25 protein-coding genes and 1 tRNA gene are annotated in these 25,161 nt (G+C 65.7%); 17 read left to right on the plus strand and 9 right to left on the minus strand.

The genetic code is table 11. From position 1 onward, the window contains the following. The first annotated feature begins 110 nt into the window (after positions 1-110). Positions 111-968 carry a hypothetical protein gene (locus V474_RS13880; RefSeq protein ID WP_059152025.1) on the plus strand — a complete coding sequence of 286 codons (858 nt, stop codon included), beginning with the start codon at positions 111-113 and terminating at the stop codon, positions 966-968. Between the two features lie 100 nt (positions 969-1,068). Next, positions 1,069-2,376, plus strand: a complete 1,308-nt coding sequence (locus V474_RS13885) for a homoserine dehydrogenase (RefSeq protein ID WP_059152026.1) — start codon at positions 1,069-1,071, stop codon at positions 2,374-2,376. A 48-nt stretch (positions 2,377-2,424) separates the two neighbouring features. Here the strand turns inward: V474_RS13885 and V474_RS13890 are convergent, their stop codons facing one another. After that, positions 2,425-2,841: a hypothetical protein gene (locus tag V474_RS13890; RefSeq protein WP_236711268.1), complete on the minus strand. Its 417-nt coding sequence runs from the start codon at positions 2,839-2,841 to the stop codon at positions 2,425-2,427. A gap of 95 nt (positions 2,842-2,936) precedes the next feature. Here V474_RS13890 and glpX point away from each other — a divergent pair, with 95 nt between their 5' ends. Further along, complete coding sequence (gene glpX, locus V474_RS13895; RefSeq protein ID WP_059152027.1) at positions 2,937-3,917, plus strand: class II fructose-bisphosphatase; 981 nt, start codon at positions 2,937-2,939, stop codon at positions 3,915-3,917. A 187-nt stretch (positions 3,918-4,104) separates the two neighbouring features. Beyond that, complete coding sequence (locus V474_RS13900) at positions 4,105-5,040, plus strand: ribose-phosphate pyrophosphokinase (RefSeq protein WP_043977216.1); 936 nt, start codon at positions 4,105-4,107, stop codon at positions 5,038-5,040. Positions 5,041-5,140: 100 nt separating this feature from the next. Here V474_RS13900 and V474_RS13905 read toward each other — a convergent pair whose 3' ends face one another. Next, entirely contained in the window at positions 5,141-6,085 is a 945-nt protein-coding gene (locus tag V474_RS13905; protein ID WP_059152028.1) for a helix-turn-helix domain-containing protein, read from the minus strand. 168 nt (positions 6,086-6,253) lie between these two features. Between V474_RS13905 and V474_RS13910 the strand changes: the two genes are divergently transcribed. From V474_RS13910 to V474_RS13945, 8 genes are all read left to right on the plus strand, one after another. Further along, positions 6,254-7,039: an inositol monophosphatase family protein gene (locus V474_RS13910; RefSeq protein WP_059152029.1), complete on the plus strand. Its 786-nt coding sequence runs from the start codon at positions 6,254-6,256 to the stop codon at positions 7,037-7,039. Between the two features lie 4 nt (positions 7,040-7,043). Continuing rightward, positions 7,044-7,469, plus strand: a complete 426-nt coding sequence (locus V474_RS13915) for a gamma-glutamylcyclotransferase family protein (protein ID WP_059152030.1) — start codon at positions 7,044-7,046, stop codon at positions 7,467-7,469. 159 nt (positions 7,470-7,628) lie between these two features. Continuing rightward, positions 7,629-7,832 (plus strand): 50S ribosomal protein L35, encoded by a 204-nt coding sequence (rpmI, locus tag V474_RS13920; protein WP_043977221.1) that lies wholly within the window; start codon positions 7,629-7,631, stop codon positions 7,830-7,832. 13 nt (positions 7,833-7,845) lie between these two features. Next, positions 7,846-8,211 carry a 50S ribosomal protein L20 gene (gene rplT, locus V474_RS13925; protein WP_059152031.1) on the plus strand — a complete coding sequence of 122 codons (366 nt, stop codon included), beginning with the start codon at positions 7,846-7,848 and terminating at the stop codon, positions 8,209-8,211. A 177-nt stretch (positions 8,212-8,388) separates the two neighbouring features. Continuing rightward, entirely contained in the window at positions 8,389-9,504 is a 1,116-nt protein-coding gene (pheS, locus tag V474_RS13930) for a phenylalanine--tRNA ligase subunit alpha (RefSeq protein WP_059152032.1), read from the plus strand. A gap of 17 nt (positions 9,505-9,521) precedes the next feature. Next, positions 9,522-11,915, plus strand: a complete 2,394-nt coding sequence (gene pheT / locus V474_RS13935; protein WP_059152033.1) for a phenylalanine--tRNA ligase subunit beta — start codon at positions 9,522-9,524, stop codon at positions 11,913-11,915. Positions 11,916-11,942: 27 nt separating this feature from the next. Continuing rightward, complete coding sequence (locus tag V474_RS13940; RefSeq protein WP_407938337.1) at positions 11,943-12,824, plus strand: aldose 1-epimerase family protein; 882 nt, start codon at positions 11,943-11,945, stop codon at positions 12,822-12,824. An 11-nt stretch (positions 12,825-12,835) separates the two neighbouring features. Next, positions 12,836-13,585 carry an SDR family NAD(P)-dependent oxidoreductase gene (locus tag V474_RS13945; RefSeq protein WP_059152035.1) on the plus strand — a complete coding sequence of 250 codons (750 nt, stop codon included), beginning with the start codon at positions 12,836-12,838 and terminating at the stop codon, positions 13,583-13,585. A 37-nt stretch (positions 13,586-13,622) separates the two neighbouring features. On the opposite strand, the gene pgmG is transcribed toward V474_RS13945, so the two are convergent. Genes pgmG through V474_RS13960 form a run of 3 tightly spaced genes read right to left on the minus strand, consistent with a single transcriptional unit; the run spans position 13,623 to position 16,136 of the window. Next, positions 13,623-15,032: a phosphoglucomutase/phosphomannomutase PgmG gene (gene pgmG / locus V474_RS13950; RefSeq protein ID WP_059152036.1), complete on the minus strand. Its 1,410-nt coding sequence runs from the start codon at positions 15,030-15,032 to the stop codon at positions 13,623-13,625. 1 nt (position 15,033) lies between these two features. After that, positions 15,034-15,324 carry a J domain-containing protein gene (locus tag V474_RS13955; protein ID WP_059152037.1) on the minus strand — a complete coding sequence of 97 codons (291 nt, stop codon included), beginning with the start codon at positions 15,322-15,324 and terminating at the stop codon, positions 15,034-15,036. After that, complete coding sequence (locus tag V474_RS13960) at positions 15,321-16,136, minus strand: division plane positioning ATPase MipZ (RefSeq protein WP_059152038.1); 816 nt, start codon at positions 16,134-16,136, stop codon at positions 15,321-15,323. The genes V474_RS13955 and V474_RS13960 overlap by 4 nt, the downstream gene beginning before the upstream one ends. 170 nt (positions 16,137-16,306) lie before the next feature. On the opposite strand from V474_RS13960, the gene panC reads away from it, so the two are divergent. The 4 genes from panC (at position 16,307) to V474_RS13980 (ending at position 20,381) form a co-directional block, all read left to right on the plus strand. Further along, entirely contained in the window at positions 16,307-17,170 is an 864-nt protein-coding gene (panC, locus tag V474_RS13965) for a pantoate--beta-alanine ligase (protein WP_059152039.1), read from the plus strand. A gap of 130 nt (positions 17,171-17,300) precedes the next feature. Continuing rightward, positions 17,301-18,071, plus strand: coding sequence for a CsgG/HfaB family protein (locus V474_RS13970; protein WP_059152040.1), 771 nt, complete (start codon positions 17,301-17,303; stop codon positions 18,069-18,071). Positions 18,072-18,342: 271 nt separating this feature from the next. Then, positions 18,343-19,029: a response regulator transcription factor gene (locus V474_RS13975; protein ID WP_059152041.1), complete on the plus strand. Its 687-nt coding sequence runs from the start codon at positions 18,343-18,345 to the stop codon at positions 19,027-19,029. Beyond that, positions 19,026-20,381, plus strand: coding sequence for a sensor histidine kinase (locus V474_RS13980; protein WP_059152042.1), 1,356 nt, complete (start codon positions 19,026-19,028; stop codon positions 20,379-20,381). Before V474_RS13975 ends, V474_RS13980 begins: the two co-directional genes overlap by 4 nt. Positions 20,382-20,609: 228 nt before the next feature. Here V474_RS13980 and V474_RS13985 read toward each other — a convergent pair. Then, a tRNA-Gly gene (locus V474_RS13985) sits at positions 20,610-20,683 on the minus strand. A 376-nt stretch (positions 20,684-21,059) separates the two neighbouring features. On the opposite strand from V474_RS13985, the gene V474_RS13990 reads away from it, so the two are divergent. Continuing rightward, on the plus strand, positions 21,060-22,340 hold the full coding sequence (locus V474_RS13990) for a malonyl-CoA decarboxylase (protein ID WP_236711269.1): 1,281 nt from the start codon (positions 21,060-21,062) through the stop codon (positions 22,338-22,340). A 31-nt stretch (positions 22,341-22,371) separates the two neighbouring features. On the opposite strand, the gene V474_RS13995 is transcribed toward V474_RS13990, so the two are convergent. The 3 genes from V474_RS13995 to V474_RS14005 form a co-directional block, all read right to left on the minus strand. Next, positions 22,372-22,908, minus strand: coding sequence for an adenine phosphoribosyltransferase (locus V474_RS13995; protein ID WP_059152166.1), 537 nt, complete (start codon positions 22,906-22,908; stop codon positions 22,372-22,374). Positions 22,909-22,992: 84 nt separating this feature from the next. Next, complete coding sequence (locus V474_RS14000) at positions 22,993-23,832, minus strand: cytochrome c1 (protein WP_059152044.1); 840 nt, start codon at positions 23,830-23,832, stop codon at positions 22,993-22,995. A 28-nt stretch (positions 23,833-23,860) separates the two neighbouring features. Beyond that, the gene (locus V474_RS14005) at positions 23,861-25,150 is read right to left on the minus strand and encodes a cytochrome b (protein WP_043978422.1); all 1,290 of its coding nucleotides are present in this window, start codon (positions 25,148-25,150) and stop codon (positions 23,861-23,863) included. Positions 25,151-25,161: the final 11 nt, after the last annotated feature.

Here is a 25,161-nt window from a genome sequence, read left to right on the forward strand (position 1 = left end):
GGTGTTAACGGACAATTCATGCCGCGTTAGGTGAGTTTGATCCAGTGCAATTTTGTGCATAGCCCGCACTGCGGCTATAAGGCATCGCATTTCCACGGAGATTATCCTTCATGTCCTTCAAATCGCAGCACCTTGCAGGGCTTCTGGCGGGTGCCTATCTGGCGCTTGCTCCCGTTATGGCGAGCGCCCAGGCGGCTCCCGGAGGACTTCCTGCGGCGTCTAACGAGGTAACCTATGCCGATGTGGCGGACCTTGCCGATTCGGCAGGCCTGGTCGTGCAGGCGCAGATCGCGAAGATGGTACGGGTCGAAGATGCCCGCGCACCGGGTCTGACACCGGGCCATGGCCGCTTTTATATTCAGGCGAACACCAAAGCGTTGCTGACCGGCAAGGCCCCGCTTGGCGAATCGGTTAGCTATCTCGTTGACCTGCCGCTCGACGCCCGCGGCAAGGCGGCCAAGCTGAAGAAGCAGGACGTGTTCCTGTTCGCTCGTGCAGTGCCGGGCAGGCCCGGCGAGTTGCAGCTGGTTACGCCGACCGCGCAGCAGCTGTGGACCGTCCGGGGCGAAGCGCGGCTGCGCGCGATCCTGGGCGAGCTGGTTTCGCCCGATGCGCCCGCACACATCACCGGCGTGCGCGAGTTGCTCTATGTACCGGGCAATCTTGCCGGACAGGGCGAGACGCAGATTTTCTTCACCACCAGGGACAATTCGGCGGCTTCGATCACCGTCCGCCACGAACCCGGCGCCGCGCCGGTATGGGGTGTATCTTTTTCCGAACTTGTAGCGGACGTTGGCCATCCGCCCCAGCGCGATACACTCGAATGGTATCGCCTTGCCTGCTTCCTGCCCAACCTGCCCCCTGCCCGCGCCAACATCTCGGGCAGCTATGCCGAACAGCAGCAGGCATTGTCCGACTACCGTATGGTGCTGGGCGACCTTGGCGTGTGCAGCCGCACCTTGCGCTGAGTTTCGGTGTCCCGGGCGAGGCCTGGGACACCGGGATCGTCCAAGGCGCTGGAAATTCCCGCCAGCCTGGCTTACGGCGCGCTCCCGAAAAGGAGCTTGCATGGTCGAACCGCTCAATATCGCGCTTGCCGGACTGGGAACCGTCGGCAGTGGCGTCGTCCGCCTCATCGAGACCAACGCGGAGCTGATTGCCCGCCGCGCCCGCCGCCCGATCCGCATTGCGGCGGTTAGCGCGCGCGACCGCACCAAGGATCGCGGCGTCGACCTCTCGCGCTACGACTGGGAGGACGACACTGCCGCCCTCGCCGCGCGCGCCGATGTCGACGTGGTGGTGGAGATGGTCGGCGGGTCTGACGGCCCGGCCCTGGCGTTGGCCCGCAACGCGATTGCGGGCGGCAAGGGCCTGGTCACCGCCAACAAGGCGATGATCGCGCACCACGGGCTGGAACTGGCCGCAGCGGCCGAAGCGGCCGGCGTCGCGCTCAAATTCGAGGCGGCAGTGGCCGGGGGCATCCCGGTCATCAAGGGGCTGAGCGAAGGCGCGGCCGCCAATGCCATCGAGCGGGTCTACGGAATCCTCAACGGCACCTGCAACTACATCCTCTCCACCATGGAAGACACCGGCCGCGACTTCGCGGACGTGCTCGCCGATGCGCAGCGGATGGGCTATGCCGAAGCCGACCCGACCTTCGATATCGAAGGCATCGACGCGGCGCACAAGCTCTCGATCCTCGCCGCGATCGCCTTTGGAACGCGCCTGCGCTTCGATGCGGTGGAAACGATGGGTATCAGCCGCGTGAAGGCCGCCGATATCGAGCAGGCCCGCGCGCTGGGCTACGTCATCCGCCTGATCGGCATGGCCGGGATCGACGGCACCAATGGCAGCGCTCGCCTGTTCCAGCGTGTGCGTCCGCATCTGGTGCCGATCGACCACCCGCTGGCCCATGTCGACGGCGCAACCAATGCGGTCGTCGCCGAGGGCAATTTCATGGGCCGCCTGCTGTTCCAGGGCGCAGGCGCCGGTGACGGACCGACCGCCAGCGCGGTGGTTGCCGACATCATCGACATCGCCAAGGGCGAGAAGGGCCCCGCCTTCGCGATGCCCGCCGCCGAACTGGAAGCGATGGAACCGGCTTCGTCCGGCCACCGCGTGGGCAGCTCGTATATCCGCTTCACCGTGCCCGATCGTCCGGGCGTGCTGGCGGACATCACCGCCGCCATGCGCGATGCCGGCGTTTCGATAGAGAGCCTGATCCAGAAGGGCGACCCTGACCAGGACGGCGAAGTGATCCTCGCCGTGGTCACGCACCCGGGCCCCGAAAGCGCGGTAACCGAGGCCATGCGCATCCTCGACGGATCCGACAGCCTCGCCGGGCGCCCGCTGGTGATGCAGATCATCGGCGCCTGATACAGCCAACCTGTCCTCCCCATCCACGGGGAGGACAGTAAAGCCCGATTATCGTGGAGCCCGGATTTCGCCCTTGGCGATCTTGTCGGCGTCCGAACCAGCCGGGGCCATCGGGATCGTCGACAGATCGATGATATAGGGCCGCTCGACAGAGCCGAACGTGGCTGTGGCCTTGCCCTTGAAGATACCGCCCCCGGCAACGTCGGGGGTATGCAGCCTCCCATCCTTGAGCGCCTGATCCGAGGTGGGGTCGGAATCGGCAGTGGACGGCATCCGGAACTGGTCCTGATCGGGCGCGCAGACCACGATCTCGTTCTGGCGCGTGGGGTTGGCGCATTCGTTATGCGTCTTGTCCGGGGTGATCCGGCCGCCGGCGCCCAGCATCTTTTCGGCAAGCGCCCGGTCCGCATCGGATGGACCTGCGGAAGCCGTCTGCGCAATCGCCGGAACGGGGGCTAAGACCACGATTGCAAAAAGGTAAATCCAGCTTCTCGACAACTCAAATTCCTCTGTCTAAGCGATCCGAACCTTTTTCCTCCCTGGATTACTCCGGAGTGAACATGCCCGAAAACATGACCCCCGCAAGCAAGGTACTCGACCGGGTTCTCGTCCTGGAAATGGTGCGCGTCACCGAAGCCGCGGCCATTGCCGCGTCCTACCTCATCGGCCGCGGAGACGAGAAGGCGGCCGATCATGCCGCCGTCGAAGCGATGCGCAAGGCCTTCGACGAACTCTATATGGACGGTACCGTCGTGATTGGCGAGGGGGAACGCGACGAAGCGCCGATGCTCTTCATTGGTGAAAAGGTCGGCGGCGCGCCGGGTACGGGGCCGAAGATCGACATCGCGCTCGATCCGCTGGAAGGCACCACGATCGCCGCCAAGGCCGGCCCCAATTCGATGGCGGTGCTGGCGGCAGCGGAACAAGGCGGCCTGCTCAACGCGCCCGATGTCTACATGGACAAGCTGGCAGTGGGCCCGGGCTACCCGGACGGCATCATCGACCTGGCCAGGACCCCCACCGAGAACGTGACGGCGGTGGCGGCGGCCAAGGGCGTGAAGCCGGCCGACATCATCGTCTGCGTCCTCGACCGCCCGCGTCACGAGGCGCTGATCGCCGAACTGCGCAGCATCGGCTGCGGCGTCGTGCTGATCGGCGACGGCGACGTCGCGGGCGTGATTGCGGTGACCGACGAAGACACCACGATCGACATGTACATGGGTTCGGGCGGCGCGCCCGAAGGCGTGCTGGCCGCGGCGGCGCTGCGCTGCGTGGGCGGCCAGTTCAACGGCCGCCTGGTGTTCCGCAACGAGGACGAGCGTCTGCGCGCCCGCAAGTGGGGCATCGAGGACCTGAACAAGATCTACAAGCTGGAAGACCTCGCCAAGGGGGACTGCATCTTCGCGGCCACCGGCGTGACCAGCGGTTCGCTGCTGCAAGGCGTCAAGCACCGCAAGGGCGGCAGGATGACGACAGAGAGTGTGGTGATGCGCGCCAGTTCGGGCACCGTGCGCTGGATCAGGGGCGAACACCGCACCTGATTGATGCAAGCTACTGGCAGGAAACGCGAAAGGCCGGATCCGGGGCGCCTCGGGTCCGGCCTTTCACTTTTGCGAGTCCCGCCGCGGAGCGGTGAAAAACCGCCTCCCACTATTGCAATCGCATGACGCATCACTACAGGGCGGGCGCCATCGACCGTCCGTCCAGGAACCGTCACGGGGATTCGCCATGAAGATCATGTCCGGCAACAGCAACCTGCCGCTCGCCCGCGCCATCGCGGCCTATCTTGAGCTGCCGCTCACCGATGCCAGCGTGCGCCGCTTCGCCGACGAGGAAATCTTCGTCGAGATTCACGAGAACGTGCGCGGCGAGGACGTCTTCGTGGTCCAGCCCACCAGCTACCCCGTCAACGACAACCTGATGGAACTGCTGATCGGCATAGACGCGCTGCGCCGTGCCTCTGCCCGGCGCATAACGGCCGTGGTTCCCTATTTCGGCTATGCCCGCCAGGACCGCAAGCCCGGACCGCGCACGCCGATCTCGGCCAAGCTGGTCGCCAACCTGATGACCGAAGCCGGTGCCGACCGCGTGCTCTCCGTCGACCTGCACGCCGGCCAGATCCAGGGCTTCTTCGACATCCCGACCGATAACCTGTTCGCAGCCCCCGTCATGGCGGCCGACATCCAGGCCCGCTACGGCGACCAGTCGCTGATGGTGGTTTCGCCCGACGTCGGCGGCGTGGTCCGCGCCCGCGCGCTGGCCAAGCGCCTCGACAACGCACCGCTGTCGATCGTCGACAAGCGCCGCGACCGTCCCGGCCAGTCGGAAGTCATGAACATCATCGGCGACGTCAAGGGCCGCGCCTGCATCCTGATCGACGATATCATCGACTCGGGCGGCACCCTTTGCAACGCCGCGCAGGCCCTGATGAACGAGGGAGCGGCCAGCGTCACCGCCTACATCACCCACGGCGTCCTGTCGGGAGCTGCGGTTTCGCGCGTGACCAATTCGGCGCTCAAGGAACTGGTCATCACCGATTCGATCCAGGCAACCGATGCCGCCAAGGATTCGGACAAGGTCCGCATCCTGACCATCGCGCCGCTGATCGGCGAAGCTATCCGCCGTATCGCCGATGAAAGCTCGGTTTCCAGCCTCTTCGACTGAGGCAAGGCGGGAAGGCTTCCCTCCCGCTACAAACCATTTTCAAAACCCAGGGCAGTTTACGCTGCTCTGGGTTTTTTCTTTTGCAAGACCAAGGCCGCTCTCACTCCCAGGGCCGGCTCTGGCCAGGCTCTATCCGGTGCAGCGCTTCCAGCCGGCGGGCCTGGCGCGATTCCAGCGCAAGCGTGAGGATCGGCTGCGGCGTCTTGACGAACTGACGCGGCGACATGCCGAACAATTCCGTGAATTCATGGATCAGGTGGCTTTCGTCGTAATAGCGCAGGGCGATCTCTTCTCCCTCACGCGCATCGGCGACGCCGCGCAGGTGGCTTGCCATGTCGAGCGCACGGGCGCGGCGCAGCACCTGCTTGGGCGCCATGCCGAAATCACGGCTGACCACACGTTCGAGCTTGCGCCGCTCAACCCCGCATTCAGCGGCCGCATCGCTTACCGACATGCCTGGGTCACGGAAGGTGATCTCCTCAAATCGCGACGAGATGGGGTCTGGCAGGCTGCCGCCCAGATGCTCCACCCGTTTGCGCAGCTGGCCTTCGAGCGATTCCAGCCATTCCTCGGAGGAGGCATCCGGCGCGAACAGATCCAGCAGCCGGTCCGAAGGCGTGCCTACGACACCCGAGGGCACCAGCCGGTCGATGAAATCCCCCACGCGGGGCCCTTGGAGCGCAGTGCATGCACCGGGGCGGATCGCCATGCCGATGCTGGTGAAGCTGCCGGTGACGGAAACTGGCATCCGGCGCGATTGCGGGCCGAAGAAGATCGCCGCCCGTCCATAGCGCTCTGTCCCGGTCGCGGCTTCGGCGGTCCACTCTCCGGCCAGTTGGATACGGACGCAGGCCGTGTCGTTGAACAACCCGCACGACAGTGTGTAGTCGGCCGGCGCCTGGACTATCGTGACATACAAACGCGCGATCCATGGAGCCAGGTCCGCCGCCGGTGCTCGGTTGTACGACAGGGGTTGCCCGTCCCTTGTGATGCCCTGTTGCGGCGCGATCGTAGAATCTACCGCAGGGCTGTTCTTACGCTGCATGCCCACTCTTGCTGCGAATGCCCAAACACCGCGATACTTGCGCCGCAAAGGCGCGGCAATGCACGAAAAACCACAAGTGCTGTTAGATTCCTGATATTATTTTACAGGTCCGCCGGTTTCAAACCTGTAACCTTGACCATACGGGCGCCGGGAAGGCACAGCAGCGCGATGAAGATCGAACAGGATATCGCCCTTGCCCTCCGCCTTGCCGACGCAGCGGGAGAAGCGATTCGCCCCCACTTCCGCACGGGCATCGGCGCCGAGCGCAAGCCCGACGCCTCGCCGGTGACGGTCGCCGACCGCGCCGCCGAAGAGGCCATGCGCCGCATCCTCAAGGCAGAAGTCCCGCGCGACACCATCATCGGCGAGGAATTCGGCACCGAGGAAGGGGCATCGAACCGGACCTGGGTGCTCGATCCGATCGACGGCACCGTCTCGTTCATCGGCGGACGCCCGATCTTCGGCACCCTGATCGCGCTGCTGGTGGATGGCTGGCCGGTGCTGGGCATTATCGACCAGCCGATCCTGAGGGAACGCTGGGTCGGCGCCAGCGGCTACGCCACCACTTTCAACGGCCGCGAGGTCCGCACCCGCCCCTGCCGCGAGCTTTCCGAGATGATGCTCGCCACCACCGGCCCGCAATACTTCGACGAGCACGAGGGCCAGCACTTCATGACGCTTGCGGCCAAGACGGACCACAAGCGCATGATGATGGGGGGTGACTGTTATAACTATGGCCTCCTCGCCAGCGGCCACATCGACCTCGTCTGCGAAGCGGGCCTCAAGCTGCACGACTGGGCGGCGCTGGTGCCGGTCGTCGAAGGCGCCGGCGGGACCATGTGCGACTGGAACGGCGAGCCGCTCAACATCGAATCGGACGGTCATGTCCTCGCGATCGGCGATCCAGCACGGCTGGAGGACGTCGTCGAGGCGATGGCCTGCCATCACCACTGAGAACATGACGCACGCCCTGCGGCTGTTCGTCTACGGCACCCTGCAACCCCGCGCCGGGACGCAGATGGGCGACTGGCTGGCGGCGCGTCTGGTCCGCAGCGATCAGGCGACGATACCCGGACGCCTCTACGGCATTCACGGCGGCAGCGGCTGGTTTCCGGCGCTGCTGCCTGCCTCGGGCGATGAGATTGTACATGGCACCTTATGCACCGTGCGGCTGGAGGCGGGCGATCTGGCGCTGCTGGACCGTTATGAAGGCGCGGAGTACCGCCGCGAGGCCGCTACCGCCCGGATCGCATCCGGGGGAGAGGTCTCCGCGCAGGTCTATCTCTGGTGCGCCGCCTTGCCGCCCGGAGCGCCGGTGATCCCCGGCGGCGACTTCCTCGACTGGCTGCGCACCGGCCACCGCAAGGCTTTCTCCGCCTTGTAAGGCGCCGGGTGCGTACAGCGCTTGCCTTTCGCCTTCCTCCCCACTAAGGGCCGGCGCTTCAATCGACACGGATGAGTCTTTTCAAAGAGATTCGCGGGTCGGCCTGGCGAAAAGGGCTGCCATGGCCGACGGGACGTGTCCCTGACAAAGGAGACGCAAATGCCCAAACTGAAGACCAAGAGCGGCGTGAAGAAGCGCTTTCGCCTCACCGCGACCGGCAAGATCAAGCACGGCGTGGCCGGCAAGCGTCACCGCTTGATGAACCACAACGGTAAGTACATCCGCCAGAATCGCCGCACCGACGTCATTTCTGACGCCGACGCGAAGACGATCAAGAAGTGGGCGCCCTACGGGCTCAACTGAGGAGTACTAACCAATGAGCCGTATCAAAAGGGGTGTAACCACCCGCGCCAAGCACAAGCGTATTCTCGAGCAGGCCAAGGGCTACCGTGGCCGCCGCAAGAATACGATCCGCGTCGCTCGCCAGGCTGTCGAAAAGGCCGGCCAGTATGCGTATCGTGACCGCAAGATCAAGAAGCGCACTTTCCGCGCTCTCTGGATCCAGCGCATCAACGCGGCTGTCCGCGCTGAAGGCCTGACCTACTCGCAGTTCATCCACGGCACCAAGCTTGCCGGGATCGAACTGGACCGCAAGACCATGGCCGACCTTGCCATGAACGAAGGCGGCGTGTTCAGCACCGTCATCGCTCAGGCGAAGGCAGCCCTGCCCACAGCGGCGTAACAACGCCGCTCGCGCTTGCAGCGTGATGAAAAGGGCGCGGATGGCATATGCCGTTCGCGCCCTTTTCGCGTCTGGGCGTTCCACTATCGCATCGTCCCCTCTTCCGTTGCGATCCGCGCCCCTTCTCCCTAAGGAGCACGGCATCGAATATTCCCTAATCAAGCAGGCGGACGACCAGTGGACTATGCAGCAACCGGCCAGGAGGCGCTCTCGCGGATAGCGGGCGCTGACGATCTCGATACGCTGGAGTCCCTGCGCATCGAATTTCTGGGCAAGCAGGGCTCGATCTCCGGCCTGCTCAAGACGCTGGGCAAGCTCGATCCCGAGGAACGCAAGATCGAAGGCCCCAAGATTCAGGGCCTGCGCGAAAGTGTGACCGAGGCCCTTGCCGCCCGAAAGGACGCGCTGGAAACCGCCGCGCTCGACGCGCGCCTTGCTGCCGAGACGATCGACCTCTCGCTCCCCGCCCCGGCCAGCCCACGCGGCGCCGTCCACCCGATCTCTCAGGTGATGGATGAACTGGCGGAAGTCTTTGCTGACCTCGGCTTCGCCGTCGCCACCGGGCCCGAGATCGAGGACGACTGGCACAACTTCACCGCGCTCAACATGCCGGAAAGCCACCCGGCCCGCGCGATGCATGACACCTTCTACTTCCCGGACAGGAACGAAGCCGGCCGCGAGATGCTGCTGCGCACGCATACCTCGCCGGTGCAGATCCGCTCGATGATCGAGACGGCGAAAGCCAATCCGGGCGGCGCCCCGCTGCGCATCGTCGCGCCGGGCCGCGTGTACCGTTCGGACAGCGACGCCACCCACACCCCGATGTTCCATCAGATCGAGGGCCTGGTCATCGACAAGGGCATCCACCTGGGCCATCTGAAGTGGACGCTGGAGGCCTTCCTCAAGGCCTTTTTCGAGCGCGACGATATCGTCCTGCGCCTGCGCCCCAGCTACTTTCCCTTCACCGAGCCTTCGATCGAGGTCGATGTCGGCTACTCCAGCACCGGGGGGCGCCGCGTGGTGGGCGGTTCGGGCGATGCGCCGGGCCATGCCTGGATGGAAGTGCTGGGCAGCGGCATGGTCAACCGCCACGTCGTTACGGCGGGAGGTTTCGATCCCGACGAATGGCAGGGCTTCGCCTTCGGCATCGGCGTCGACCGACTTGCCATGCTGAAATACGGCATGGACGATCTGCGCGCCTTCTTCGACGGCGATGTGCGCTGGCTCTCCCACTACGGATTCTCCGCCCTCGACGTGCCGACCCTTTCGGGCGGCGTTGGCACGCCGGTCTGAGCGGAAAGGATATTTAGATGAAGTTCTCGCTCTCCTGGCTCAAGCAGTACCTGGAAACCGATGCGACGATCGAGCAGATCGCCGCCACTCTCAACGCCATCGGCCTTGAAGTCGAAGGCATCGAGGACCCGGCCGAGAAGCTGGAAGGCTTCCGCGTCGCCAAGGTGCTGACAGCCGCGCGCCATCCCGATGCGGACAAACTGCAGGTCCTTTCCGTCGATACGGGTGACGGCGCGCCGCTGCAGGTCGTGTGCGGCGCCCCCAATGCCCGCGCCGGCATGATCGGCGTGCTGGGCCTGCCCGGCGCGACGGTGCCGGCCAACGGCATGGTGCTCAAGAAGTCGGCGATTCGCGGTGTCGAATCGAACGGCATGATGTGCTCTACCCGCGAGCTGGAACTGGGCGAGGACCACGACGGCATCATCGAACTGCCCGAGGACGCGCCCATCGGCACGCCCTTCGCGCAGTATCATGGCGCCGACCCGGTCATCGACGTGGCGATCACCCCCAACCGGCCGGACTGCATGGGCCTTTATGGCATCGCCCGCGATCTTGCGGCGGCCGGCATCGGCACGCTCAATCCGCTTCCGGTCGAGGATATTCCCGGCACCTTCCCCTGCCCGGTCGAGGTCCGCACCGATGACGCCGAAGGCTGCCCGGCATTCTACGGCCGCGTCATCAAGGGCGTGAAGAACGGCCCTTCGCCGCAGTGGCTGCAGGATGCGCTGAAGTCCGCCGGTCAACGACCGATTTCGGCGCTGGTCGATGCGACCAACTTCATCATGCTCGCCTTCGGGCGCCCGGCCCACGCCTATGACCTTGCGAAGCTGAGCGGCGCCGTCACCGCGCGGCGTGCGGGCGAGGGCGAGACGGTCGTCGCGCTGAACGAGAAGACCTACACCCTCGACGCCGAAATGACGGTGATCGCCGACGAGGCCGGCGCCCACGATATCGCGGGCATCATGGGCGGCCAGCATTCCGGATGCGGCGATGACACCGCCGACATCCTGCTCGAAATCGCCTACTTCGACCCCACCCGCATCGCGAAGACGGGCCGCAAGCTCAACCTCACCTCCGATGCGCGTGGCCGCTTCGAGCGCGGGATCGACCCGCAGTTTCTCGACACCGGCATGGCGCTGCTGACCGGGCTGATCGTGAAGCTTTGCGGCGGTGAAGTGTCCGAAGTCGTGCGCGCGGGCGCGGCGCCAAGCACGCCCAGGATCGTCCACTTCGAGCCTTCGCTGGTCGCGAAGCTGGGCGGCGTCGCCGTCAACCCCGCCGAGCAGAAGCGCATCCTCGAAAGCCTCGGCTTCTCGGTGGTCGAGGCTGACGGCTGGGCGGTCACCGTCCCTGGCTGGCGCCCCGACGTCGACGGCGCGCCCGACATCGTCGAGGAAATCGTGCGTATCCACGGCCTCGACAAGGTCGAGAGCGTGCCCCTGCCGCGCGCGGAAGGTGTGGCCCTGCCCACCGCCACGCCTGCGCAGACCCTTGAGCGCCGAGTGCGCCGCGCCGCTGCCGCGCGCGGGCTTCAGGAAGCCGTCACCTGGTCGTTCCTGCCCGAAGCGCCGGCGCTGGCATTTGCGGAAGGCGAGCCCTGGGTGCTTGCCAACCCGATCAGCGAGGACATGAAAGCCATGCGCCCATCGCTGCTGCCCGGCCTGCTGATGGCGGCCCGGCGCAACCTTGATCGCGGTGCGTCTGCCTTGCGCCTGTTCGAAATCGGCCGCCGCTATCTGCGCGGCCCGGGCGGAGCGAGCGACGAACGCCTTGCGCTCGGTCTCGTGCTGGCGGGCGAAAAGACCCCGCGCGGCTGGGCGACTGGCAAGGCCGCTGCTTTTGACGCCTATGACGCCAAGGCCGAAGTCATGGCCCTGCTCGCCGAAGCCGGCGCGCCGGTCGACAAGCTGCAGGTCATGGGAGAGGCCGGCCCGCAGTTCCACCCCGGCCAGTCCGCCACCCTGCGCCTTGGCCCCAAGAACGTGCTGGCACGTTTCGGGATGCTGCATCCCAGGATCGCCAGGCAGTTCGACATCGACGGCCCTGTGGCTCTGGCCGAGATCTATCTCGACGCCATTCCGGGCCGTAAGGGCGCGGCGACTTTCGCCCGCACCTCTTATGCGCCTCCTGCGCTGCAGGCGGTGACCCGCGATTACGCCTTCCTCGTCGCCGCCAGCCTGCCCGCCGCCGACCTCGTCCGCTCGGTGCAGGGCGCGGACAAGGTGAACATCGTCGCGGCCCGCCTTTTCGACGACTTCCGCGGACAGGGCGTTCCCGAAGGCCAGAAGTCGCTCGCCCTCGAAGTCACGTTCCAGCCGCTCGAAAAGAGCTACAAGGACGAAGACCTCAAGGCGATCGGCGACAGGGTAACCGCCGCCGCCGCCAAGCTCGGCGCGGTCCTGCGGGGTTGAATGGACAGGAGATCGCCGGTGGCTGACATGGAATTCGTGACCATCTCTTCCGGCGATCTCACCGCCCGGATCAATCCGCTCGGGGCCGAGCTGTGGTCACTCACCGATCGTCAGGGCCGGGAGTACATGACCGATGCCGATCCGGCATTCTGGACCGGCCACGCACCGCTGCTGTTCCCGATCGTCGGCGCCCTCAACGGCGACCGTTACCGCATCGACGGGCAGGAATACGAACTGGCCAAGCACGGCTTCGCACGCCGCTCGATGTTCGAAATCGTCGAAGCCGGTCCGGCCCACGTGCGTTTCCGCCTGACCGACAGCGACGCGACGCGCCGCATCTACCCCTTCGCCTTCGTCCTCGACATGGCCTTCCGCCTGAGCGGCACTGAACTGCACATGCAGGCCACCGTCACCAACCCCGGCGAGGAAGCGCTGCCCTTCAGCTTCGGCTTCCACCCCGCCTTCGCCTGGCCCCTGCCCGGCGGCGCGGCCAAGTCCGATCATGTGATCGCCTTCGAACACGACGAGCCCCAGCCCATCCGCCGCATCGAACCGGAAACCGGCCTCGTCTTGCCCGAGCCGGTCCGCACCCCCGTCGAAGGTCACCTCCTGCACCCCGAGGCCTCCCAGTTCGAGGCGGATGCGCTGATCTGGGACCATCTCGCCAGCCGCTCGCTGACTTTCGGAGCTGCCGGCGGCGCACAGCTCGCCATTGCCTTTCCCGACACGCCAATGCTGGGCATCTGGCAAAAGCCGGGCGCGGGCTACTTGTGCATCGAACCATGGCAAGGCATCGCCGACCCGCTCGGCTTCACCGGCGACTACCGCGAAAAACCGGGCGTGATCTCGCTGCAAGCAGGCGAGGCACGCAGCTTTCGCATGGATGTGGCCGCCCTCTCCGCTGATTGAAGGAGTATCCCATGAAGACCGCATTCATTACCGGCGCCACCTCCGGGATTGGCGAAGCCTGCGCCCGCGCTTTCATCGCGGCCGGCTGGCGCGTGGTCGGCACCGGACGCCGCGTCGAGCGCCTTCAGGCACTGGCCGATGAATTCGGCGCCGAGCGCTTCCATGCCTGCGCCTATGACGTGCGCGACGAAGCTGCCCGCGACGCCGCTCTCGGCGCCCTGCCCGAAGCCTTCGCCGGAATCGACTGCCTTGTGAACAACGCCGGCCTCGCGCTGGGCGCCACCGCTGCCCAGAAGGCCGACATCGCCGACTGGAAGACGATGATCGACACCAATGTCGTCGCGCTCGCCTCGCTCACGCACAAGCTCCTGCCGGGCCTGATCGAACGCAAGGGCGCGATCGTGATGCTCTCCTCGGTGGCGGCGACCTACCCCTATACCGGCGGCAACGTCTATGGCGGCACCAAGGCCTTCGTGCGCCAGTTCGCACTGGGCCTGCGCTCGGACCTGTCGGGAACCGGCGTGCGCGTGACCTCGATCGAACCGGGCATGGTCGAAACCGAATTCACCGTCGTGCGCAACGGCGGCGATCAGCAGGCGTCGGACACGTTCTATTCGGGCGTCAACCCGCTAACCGGCGGGGACATTGCCGAGACCGTGCTGTGGGTCGCCACGCTGCCGGCGCACGTCAATATCAACACGCTTGAAGTGATGCCGGTGAACCAGTCGTTTGCAGGGTTTCAGGTGGCTAGGGAAGGGTAAGAGGAAGTTTAAGGGCAATGGCCGCAGCTCTTCCCCTTCAAACGTCTCCCCGCGACACCCCGGACAATGCCAGCTGCCGGTCGATCTCAGCCACCAGCCGCGCCACCCCCTGATCCGTGCCGCTTTCCGCGCGGGCGGTCAGGGCGGCCTGTGTGTTGGAGGCCCGCAGCAGCCACCAGCCATCGGGGGCAGTCACACGCACCCCGTCGAGGGCGTTGACCTCGGCCCCGGCTCCGATCAGCCTCGCGCGCACCTCCTCGATCACTGCGAACTTGCGTGCTTCCGGGACGGCGAAGCGTATCTCGGGGGTGTTGCACATCGCGGGCATCGCATCGCGCAACCGGGCCAGCGGTGCGCCGAGTCTCGCGCTCGCGGCGATCAGGCGCACGGCGGCATAGAGGCCGTCATCGAAGCCATAGTAATCGTCGCCCAGAAAGAAATGGCCGCTCGTCTCGCCGCCGAGCAGCGCGCCCGTTTCCTTCATTCTGGACTTAATATGGGAATGCCCTGAAGGCGCCATCTCGGCGATCCCGCCCAGCGCCCGCACGGTGTCGTAGACGGCGCCCGATGCCTTCACGTCCGCGATTACCGTGGCGCCGGGGTGGCGGGCCAGCACATCGCGGGCGTAGATCATGAGCAGTTGGTCGGCGTCGATCACGCGGCCCTGCCCATCGATGACCCCGATGCGGTCGGCATCGCCATCGAAAGCCACGCCGAAATGGAGGTTCTTCACCGCGACGAGCGCGCGCAGGTCTGCGAGGTTCGCCTCGATCGTGGGGTCGGGGTGGTGATTGGGAAACCGCCCGTCCACGTCGGAGAAAAGCAGATGGTGTTCGCCCGGCAGCCGCGAAGTCAGCAGTTCCAGCGCGGGTCCGGCAGCACCGTTGCCGGCGTCCCAGCCGATGCGCAGGCCGGCAACGTGATCTGTATCCAGACCGGAAAGCCCCTCGATCAGCCGGTCGACGTAGAGTGGGAGGAATTCCTGCAGTTCGCTGCGTCCGGCGGGTTCTTCGCACTCGACCTCGGCCCAGTCTCCCGCCGCCGCCATGACGCCAAGCCGCTGGATGTCCGCCCCGAAAAACGGCCGGCCGCCAAGTACCATCTTGAAACCATTGTGATCGGCGGGATTGTGGCTGCCTGTTACCTGAATGCCGCCTTGCACATCTTCGGCTGACACTTCGGCAAAGTAGAGCATCGGCGTGGCGGCAAGGCCGATGCGCACCGTGTCCACCCCGCTTGCCGTCAGCCCCTCGACCAGCGCCTGCTCCAGCATGGGAGAACTGAGGCGGCCGTCACGGCCCACCACCAGCCGGTGCCCGCCGGATCGGCGCAGCGCGGTCCCAAAACTGCGGCCGATGGCATAAGCGTCAGCCTCCCCCAGCGTCTGCCCGACGACGCCGCGGATGTCGTATTCGCGCAGCACCGACGGGTCGAAGCGGTGGCTCACCTCACACGTCGACCGGGAGCTGGGCAAGCAGGACGTCGCGCGCGGCGTTGGCCTCGTGGACCTGTTCGTTGCTTCCTCCGCGGTCGGGGTGGACGGCGGTGATGCGGCGGCGGTGTGCCTCCACGATTTCGCGGCGGTCGGCATTGGCGGCGACGCCCAGAAGCGCGCGCGCCTGTGCGGCCTCGAACGAAGGCGCCGTCTTGCCGGCGATCTTGCCCTGCCAGGGCCAACGGCCTTTAATCATGCGCCAGACGATACAGCCCAGCGCGATGAGCCAGATCAGCTTTATCATCGGGCAGCAGCAGTGAGCGCGGGTTCATCTTCGGCGCGAACCAGCTTAGGCAGGTTCAGCCCGGCCAGCAGGCCACGAACCTCCTGCCGGGCAACAAGGTGGCTGGTGCCCAGATCCCCCAGATAGCCCTTGTCGAGCAGGGTCAGCCCCGAGGGGAACAGTTCGCGGAAGATCACGCGCTCGGACAGGCCGCCGGCGATACGGAAGCCCGCCCGCTTCGACAGTTCCTGAAGCGCGCCGTCGATACGGCGCATGTTACGTGCCTCTACGTGCTGGACGCGGTTGCGGACCACCACCCAGTCAAGTTCGCGCCGCCCTTCGGCCAGGGTCTTGAGGCTGCGCTTCTTGCGCGCTTCCCACATGACCTCGGCGTAGAAAGACAGACGCTTGACCTTGAAGGTCTCGCTCTCCACCTGACCGAGAAGGTCGAAATCGACGAAGCTGTCGTTCAGCGGCGTCACCAGCGTGTCGGCCGTGGTGGCGACATGACGGGCGAAGACATCATCGCGGCCGGGCGTGTCGAAGACGAGGAAATCGTAGCCCTCGGCAATCTGCTCGGCGAGGTCGTCGAGTTCGCCCAGATCGTCGCCATCGTAAACCGCGAAGCGGGCGCCGGGCAGCGATATCTCGCGGCGACGCTCTGTCTCCACGCGGTTTTCGAGGTAGCGGTACAAGGTCCGCTGCCGGTGGTCGAGGTCAATCGCCGCTACCTTGGCGCCCTGATAGGCGAGCGCAATGGCGACATGAACGGCAGTCGTGGACTTGCCGGTGCCGCCTTTTTCATTGGCGAAGACGATACGATGCGCTGTCACGGAACCGTTACGCTTTCTTCTAGCGGCCCCGGCGGGGCCGACCGTTTCAATTCACCCCGGACCAGCTACGCCGGTCCGTCAGCTCAATTCAATTGCCCCCAGAAGCGCGCAGCGGCTAAGGCCGGCGCGCCAGCCGGTCGAAGCCCACCATACTGGAGCAGTGAACCTCAATGCAAATCATCCACACCCTTGATCCACTGCGCCGTGCAATTGAGCAGTTGCGCACATCCGGTCCAGTTGCCCTGGTGCCTACGATGGGCGCGCTCCATGAAGGGCATCTGACACTTGTGCGCGAGGCCCGCAAACATGCGCAAAGCGTGGTCGTCTCGATCTTCGTGAACCCCCTGCAGTTCGGCGCGGGTGAGGACCTGGACGCTTATCCGCGCCAGCTGGAGCGCGATGCCGGCCTCCTCGTGGCAGAGGGCGTGGACGTGCTGTGGGCGCCCACGGTGGAGGCGATGTACCCGGCCGGCTTTGCCTCCAACGTCTCGGTCGCCGGGGTGAGCGAGGGGCTGTGCGGCGCGGCCCGGCCCGGCCACTTCGACGGCGTCGCCACGGTCGTCGGCAAACTGTTCAACCAGGTCCTGCCCGATGTCGCGCTGTTCGGCCAGAAGGACTGGCAGCAGCTGGCGGTGATCCGCCGCATGGCCCGCGACCTTGACCTCACGCGCCCGGCGGCGGACAGGATCATGGGCGTCGAGACGGTGCGCGAAGCGGACGGTCTCGCGCTGTCATCACGCAATGCCTACCTGTCACCCCAGCAGCGCGCCGCCGCGGTCGCCCTGCCCGACGCCATGCGCGCCGCCATCGCCAGGATCGAATCCGGGGCTCCAGTGCCTGCAGCGCTGGCGAAGCTGGAGACGGACATACTTGCCGGCGGCTTCCACACGGTCGATTACGCCCAGCTTCGCGAGGCTGCCGACCTGGGACTGCTGGATGCGCGCGCCGACAAGCCGATGCGCCTGCTGGTCGCGGCGCGGATCGGTACTACCCGACTCATTGATAATATGGCTGTCGCTCCCACCAACAATTGAACAAGCAGGGAAAATTTCTCACAGACATCGTCATTTGTTCGTGCCACAGTCGCGGCCTATCTGACGTGTCGCCCAGGGGATCGGGCGTTCCGCGCCACTACTGCGCGGTTAAATGGGAGCAACGATCGACATGAAGACCTCTGTCTGCGCGCTTGCCGCGCTCGCCATTTCTCTGACCGCAACGCCTGGCCTTGCCGCCGACAGGTCCTCTGCCCGCAAGCAGCAGGAAACCCGCACCCAGAACATTCCGATGTGCACCAAGAAGCTGGGCAGCGTCGCCATCGTGGAGCCCGACAACCAGTGGTGGCGCGAACTGAGCCTGGGCAGCCCTGAAGCAATCCTGCGCGTCTTCGTGCAGAAGTCCGGCTGCTTCACCCTGGTCAATCGCGGCCGCAGCCTTGAAAACAGCGCGATGGAACGCGCCTTGGCTGCGCAAGGTGAACTGCAGAAGGGTTCGAACATCGGCAAGGGCCAGATCAAGGCAGCCGACTACTTCCTCCAGCCCGACATCGTCTCGACCAACAACAACTCCGGCGGCGGCGGCCTTGGCGGCGTGCTGGGCGGCGTGGGCGGCATGTTCGGACGCGGCATCGGCGCCATCGCCGGCGGCCTCAACATCAAGAAGGGCGAGGCCAACGTCACCCTCTCGATCGTCAATTCGCGCACCACTGTGGAAGAAGCCTTGACCGAGGGTTACGCTCGCAAATCCGACGTCAGCTTCGGCGGCGGCGGCGCGGGCTTCTTCGGCGGCACTTTCGGCGGGGTCGGCGGCGGCGGCTACCAGAACACCCAGATCGGCCAGATCATCGTGCTCGCCTATCTCGACGCCTATACGAAGCTGGTAACCGATCTGGGTGGCCTGCCAGTGGACGCATCCGCAGCCGCGCCCCAGGCGCACTGAGGCGGATCAGGGCAAGGGGCCGGCGGCCTGCCATCGGCAGGTCCCGGCCTCCTGAGCAGGACATAACAGCCATTGTCAGGCGACCCGCCAGGGGCCTTAGTTTATTTTGCAAAAAGACGTACCATGCGAGGCCGAGGCTCCTGGGTAACCGGGCCGAAGGCGAGGGAGCGGATTACTCGCGGCCTGGGCTTGTCATCGGCACGGCAACCGTGATGCCGCGCGGTGTGCGGCATGAACGGGAGCTTGGCGCCATGAGGGAGACGACGGCGTCATGGGCGGGCTGAACATCCTTTACATTGAGGACGATTCGCGTGCCGCCGCGCAAGTCGCGGAACTGTCGGGCGTGTCCGGCGATACGCTGACATGGTGCGCCACCGGCAACGACGGCCTCAAACGCGCCGGGGCCGAGCGTTTCGACGTCATCATCCTCGACCGCATGCTGCCCGACCTCGACGGGCTGACGATCCTGTCGCGCCTGCGCGAAAGCGGAGTGGGCACGCCGGTCCTGCTGCTTTCCGCCCTTGGTCGCACCTCCGACCGCGCGGAGGGGCTGGACGCGGGCGCCGACGATTACCTCGCCAAGCCTTTCGAGGGCGAAGAACTGCTCGCCCGACTGCGCGCCCTGCACCGCCGGTCCTCCGGGCGCGAGCATTCCGCAGTGATTCTGTTCGGGGCCTTCGAATGCCACGTGAAAGCCCGCACCGCCTTTCGCGACAACCGCCACCTCTCGCTCAGCCCGAAGGAATTCGAGCTGTTCCGCTATTTCATGGAAAACGCGGGCGAAGTGCTAACCCGCGAGATGCTGCTGCGCGACGTGTGGAAAATGAACTTCGACCCGCAGACCAACGTCGTCGACGTCAACATCGGGCGCCTGCGCCGCAAGCTGGAAGAAGGCTTCGACCGCCCGGCTCTGGAGACGATCTGGGGATCGGGGTACAGGCTGCTGGACGGCCGGTGAGCCGCATCTTCGTCATCCGCCACTCCATCTTCGCCCAGATTGTGGTCTGGGCGATCATCACGGCAGCAACGATCACGTTCGGCCTGTGGGTGCTGACCAATGCGACGATCCAGCGCACCAACCGCCAGGCCCTGGAACGCGCGGTCGGCGTCGACCTTGCCGGCATGGTCGACATCTACGCCAGCGGCGACAAGGACGAACTGGCCAAACGCATCGGCGACCGCCTCGCCCTTCAGCAGCGGGACGGGGATGTCGCGCACTACCTGCTTGCCGATGCGCAAGGCGCGCGCATCGCAGGCGATCTTATCCGCTGGCCCGGCCTTCACGCCGGAACATCCGAATCGGCCGACATATATATCGATGGCACTAACCGCGCCTTCGCGCGCTCCACCCAGCTCGCCCCCAACCTGCGGCTGCTGGTCGCCCACGAGTACCGCGACCTGGGGCTGCTGCTGCGGCAGGTTGCGCTGGTGTTCCTGACCGGCGGCGTGCTGGCCATGCTGGCCGTGGCACTGGGCGGTTGGACGGCCGCGCACCGGCTGGCCGGAAGACTTGAACGGATCAACGCCGCCTTCCGCCAACCCGACGATGCCGCGCTGGAAGAACTGGCGCGCGGATCGGCCGGGCATGACGAGATCGACGAACTGGCCAGCCATTCGGGCAATGCACTCGCCCGGCTCAAGCGCCTGGCGGCCTCCCACCGCGCGACGAGCGACCACGTCGCCCACGAGATGCGCACCCCCCTCATGCATCTCGACAACCGACTGGTGAAGGCACTGGCGGCCACGCCCGATGCGGAAACCGCCGCACGCATTGCCGATGCCCGCACGGAGATCCGGGGCATCATCCGTATGCTCGAATCGCTGCTCGATATTGCTGCCAGCGAGGCTCGGCGCGGCGACCGCCACGGCCTTGCCCCGGTGGACCTCAGCGCGCTGGCCGCCCGGCTGGGCGAGCTTTACGCCGACAGCGCCGAGGAATCGGGCCACGTCCTGCAACTTGATATCGAACCCGAAGTGACGATCGACGGTGAGGAAATGCAACTCACCCGGCTCATCACCAACCTGCTCGACAACGCCTTCAAATTCGTACCGCCCGGCGGTACCGTCCGGCTCAAGCTGCGCAAGGGGCCAAGGCTGGTCGTCAGCGATGACGGCCCGGGCATCCCAGAAGACCAGCGCGAGAGTATTTTCGAGAAGTTCAGCCGGGGTAAAAGCTGCTTCGGCACGGAAGGCGCCGGACTCGGCCTTGCTCTGTGCCGCGCCATCGCCGAACGCCACCACCTGGAGATTGCCCTGGCGCCCACCGATGGCGGCGCGAGCTTCACCGTCACCCCGGAGTTCCAACGATAAGTTGAAGTTCGTCTGCGCTGCCGATCGAACCCGGACCGACAGCTTCCCTCTGGCGATCGACCAGGTCGCTTTCGCCGAAGCGCTGATCGCCGACACCGACGCTTCGTTCAGCCCGGCAGACCTGCACGAACGGATGCGCGAGTCCCCAAATCGACCGTTCATCACCCCACCGCTGGAACCATACCTTATTGGCAGATTTTCGCGGCGTTTCAACATGTTGGGAAGCCTTGGAGCGGGTAGCGGGAATCGAACCCGCATAGCCAGCTTGGAAGGCTGGAGCTTTACCACTAAGCTATACCCGCTCATGCGGCCCTGTGGTGTCGCGGGCCGCGTCGTGCGAGGGCCGATTGCCACGACCTGTGGGGTTTCGTCAACGACTCTCTTGCGCTCGCCTGCGATCGTTTGAAACGCCGCGCCGGCACAACCGGCGGATCGCCCTGGCGGCTTCTGCGCTGCAGCACGGCAAAAACGCCTGTATCTGTGCCATTCGGGCCGGCTTTCGGCAGGCTCATCCCGGCTTCACCGTATTCTCTCGCAGGCGCAGTAGTGATACCCTCGCGCGGTCATCAGCAGAGGACCCGAGACACCATGAACACTTCACGGCCCCGCTCCCCCTCCGATGGTTCAGCGGCGAGCGCAGCGGCGAATCCACGGCGGCGCAATCCGCTTGACCTGCTGATGAACTCAGGTCTCGGCAAGCTGCTACGCGGGATCGGCGTTGCGGCCCGCCATGACAGCGGCGAAAGCCTGCTCGAGATCGCCGACGCCCTGCTGTCCCTTCGCGGACGCGCGTCGGGGCCAGCGCTGGCCTCGGCCTTTTTCGACCTCTATGAAGCCAGCGACTTGGAAGCTCGCCAGGATTTTCTGGGCAAAGTCCATGATCTGCATCCGGCAGACGCCAAGGCGATCGACAAGGCCATCGCCAGATGGGCCGAAAAGCCCGACGAGGCTTCGGCGCTGGCGCTCAATGTCGCGAGCAAGTCGCCCAGTCGGCGGCTGATCAACCAGCTCAACCTCGCGCCGCAGGGCACCCAGCGGCTCATCGGCCTGCGCGAAGACCTGCTGGCGGTGCCCAAGTCCGCCTCCACGCCCGGCCTCGCCGCGCTCGACCGCGATCTGGAGAATGCCTTTACCGCCTGGTTCAACGCGGGGTTCCTCGAACTGCGCCGAATCGGATGGGACAGCTCCGCGCAACTGCTCGAACGCATCATCCGCTACGAAGCGGTACACCAGATCCAGGGCTGGGACGATCTGCGTCGCCGGGTCGAGCCGGTCGACCGGCGCTGCTACGGCTTCTTCCACCCGCAGATGCCCGACGACCCTCTGATCTTCGTGGAAGTGGCGCTAACCCCGCAGATCCCCGGCGCCATCCACCAGATCATCGCCGAGGAGCGTGAGACTATTGCGCCGCGCGATGCAACATGCGCGATATTCTACTCGATCAGCAACTGCCAGGTCGGCCTCAAGGGCATTCCCTTCGGCAACCACCTCATCAAGCGCGTGGTCGGCTTGCTGAAGGAGGAGCTCCCGCACCTCAAGACCTTCGCCACGTTGTCCCCGGTGCCCGCTTTCGCCAAGTGGCTGGCCAAGGAACAGCCCGCCAATACCGCGCTGCCGGGCGCCGGGGAACTACGCCAACTGGCGGCCCGCTATCTGGTGGAAGCCAAGGGCAAGGCCAACCAGCCGGTGGACCCGGTCGCCCGCTTCCACCTCGGCAACGGGGCGCGGCTGGAGGCTGTCCATGCCAATGCCGACCTTTCGGCCAATGGGCAGAAGCAGTCACACGGGGTCATGGTGAACTACCTCTACGACCTGGCCGATATCGAGACGAACTTCTTCGCGCTTACCGAATTGGGCACGGTCGCCACTTCCAAGGCGGTGCAGACCCTCCTCGAACCGGAGCCAACCGGCAAGAAGGACAAGGGCAAGAAGGCCGCCAAGGACACTGTGGCGGCCTGAAAGGGCGGGCTCCGTCGTTCGACGGGCCCGCTCAGTGCCCGTCGAATGACATCAGGGCATCTGCGGGCACCTTCGCATCGCGTAGTCGCCGCGCACCGCCAAGCTCAGGCAGGTCGATCGCGAACAGCGACTGGACGACCGTGCCCCCTGCTCGCCGCAGCAGTTCGACGGCCGCCATGGCGGTGCCGCCCGTCGCGATGAGATCGTCCACCAGTACCACGCGCGCACCGTCCGGCACGGCGCCGGGATCCACTTCCAGCGTATCTGTGCCGTATTCCAGCGCATAGTCGATGGCGAGGACCGGCACCGGCAGCTTGCCGGGCTTGCGCACCGGCACGAAAGGCAGCGCCAGGCGCACCGCGATGGCCGCGCCGAAGATGAAGCCGCGTGCCTCGATGCCGGCGATCACCTGCGCCCCGGCAGCTTCTGCCCGGTCGGCCATATGGCCGACGGCGGCAGCGAAGCCGGGTCCGTCGCCGATCAGCGTGGTCACGTCGCGGAACAGGATGCCCGGCTTCGGGAAATCCGGGATCGTGCGCACGAGCGCCTTCAGGTCATCGACGGTCACGTTGATCTTCTCCAAAAAGCGAAACGCCCCGCCATCGTCGGGATGGCGGGGCGCGCAGCCTTTAACAGTCTTTGGACAGCTGGGTCAGTGCTTCTTGCCGGCCCAGATGTTGCGGTAAGCCATGTAACCCAGCACCGTCGCGAAGAGCAGGAACAGCGTGACCGCGAGGCCGGTCTGCTTGCGCTTGTCGAGCGAGGGTTCGGCAGTCCAGATCAGGAAGGCGGAAACGTCCTTCGACATCTGGTCTACCGTGGGCTTGGGGTTGCCGGGGCCGTATTCCACCTGACCGTCACCGGTCAGCGGCGGCGCCATCGCGAGGTTCAGGTTCGCGAAGTACGGGTTGTAGTGCAGGCCATTGGGCGTCTTGGAGTCCGGGAACTTCTTCAGCAATTCGGCCGGCTGTGCCTGGAAGCCCGTCAGCAGCGAGTAGACATAGGCGGGGCCTTCGTGGCGCGCCTTGGTCATCAGCGACAGGTCGGGCGGAACCGCATTGTTGTTGGCGGCGCGCGCGGCGACGTCGTTCGCGAAGGGCTTGGGGAAGTAGTCGGTCGGCAGGCCGGGGCGCAGGTTTGCCTCACCCGTGGTGGGATCGACGCCCGGAACCTGGAAGCCGGCGGCGATCGCCTTCACCTGGCCTTCGGAGTAGCCCAGCTGCGCCAGGTCGCGGAAAGCGACGTGGTTGAGCGAGTGGCAGGCCGAGCAGACTTCCTTGTAGACCTGGAAGCCGCGCTGCAGCTGCTGCTTGTCGAACTTGCCGAAGGCGCCGTCGCTGGCGAAGGCCACTTCCTTGGGGTGGAGGTGGAATTCATGCTCGGCGGTTGGCGCTGCCGGGTCAGTCGCCCAGGTGTAGAAACCCAGGCCGAACGACCACGCCAGCGCGACTGTGAAGAACAGCCCGACGAGGATCGAGAGAATGCGTGCCATGTCTTTCGTCTTCCGTTCTAGCTGTTGATCAAACGCTGCCCGAGGGAGCGAGCTGGGCGGCTTCATCCGTACCGAGAACGGACTCGGTAATGGAGTAAGGCAGCGGCAGCGGCTTCTCGATGGCGGAGACGATCGGCAGGACGATCAGGAAGTGCGCGAAGTAGTACAGCGCGGCGAGCTGGCTGATCATCACGTAGGGCTCTGCCGCCGCGGCGCCGCCGCAGTAGAACAGGACCGCCATCGCGGGGATCAGGCCGAACCAGAAGAACTTCTTGTACAGCGGGCGATAGCTGCCCGAGCGCACCGGAGACTTGTCGAGCCAGGGCAGGAAAAACCACACCAGGATCGCGCCGAACATGGCGAGCACGCCCATCAGCTTGGCCGGGATGAAGAAGAAGTCCTGGGTGAAGGCACGCAGGATCGCGTAGAACGGCCAGAAATACCATTCCGGGACGATGTGCGCAGGCGTGCTCATCGGGTTGGCCGGAATGTAGTTGTCCGGGTGGCCCAGCGAGTTCGGGAAGTAGAACAGCATCAGGCTGAACACGATCGCGAACACGCCGATGAACCAGCCGTCCTTGGCCACGTAATAGGGGTAGAAGGGCACCGTGTCGCTCTCGGCCTTCACTTCCACGCCGGTCGGGTTCGACGAGCCGGGGATGTGGAGCGCCCAGATGTGCAGGATCACCACTCCCAGGATCACGAAGGGCAGCAGGTAGTGGAGCGAGAAGAAGCGGTTGAGCGCGGCGTTATCGGGCGCGAAACCGCCGAGCAGCCACTGCTGGAGCGGTTCGCCCACGAAGGGGATCGCGCCGAACAGGCCGGTGATGACCTTGGCCCCCCAGAAGCTCATCTGGCCCCAGGGAAGCACGTAGCCCATGAAGGCGGTGGCCATCATCAGCAGGAAGATCACGACGCCCAGCAGCCACACCATCTCGCGCGGGGCCTTGTAGGACCCGTAGTAGAAGCCGCGGAAGATGTGGACGTAGATGACGATGAAGAACATCGAGGCGCCGTTGGCGTGCGCATAGCGCATCATCCAGCCCCAGTTCACGTCGCGCACGGTCATTTCGATGGTGTCGAACGCCACCGCCGTGTTGGCCGCATAGTGCATGGCCATGACGATGCCGGTGACGATCTGGACGATCAGGCACAGCGCGGCCAGGAAACCGAAGTTCCAGAAATAGTTGAGGTTGCGCGGCACCGGATAGCCGGCGCCGACCGAATTGAATACCAGCCGGGGGAGCGGCAGCCGGTCATCCATCCACTGCATGAAGGGATGGCTTGGCTTGTATTCGTTGGCCCAGGGAAAGCTCATATTGTGATCCT

The organism is Novosphingobium barchaimii LL02, from assembly GCF_001046635.1.
GTDB classification, from domain to species: domain Bacteria; phylum Pseudomonadota; class Alphaproteobacteria; order Sphingomonadales; family Sphingomonadaceae; genus Novosphingobium; species Novosphingobium barchaimii.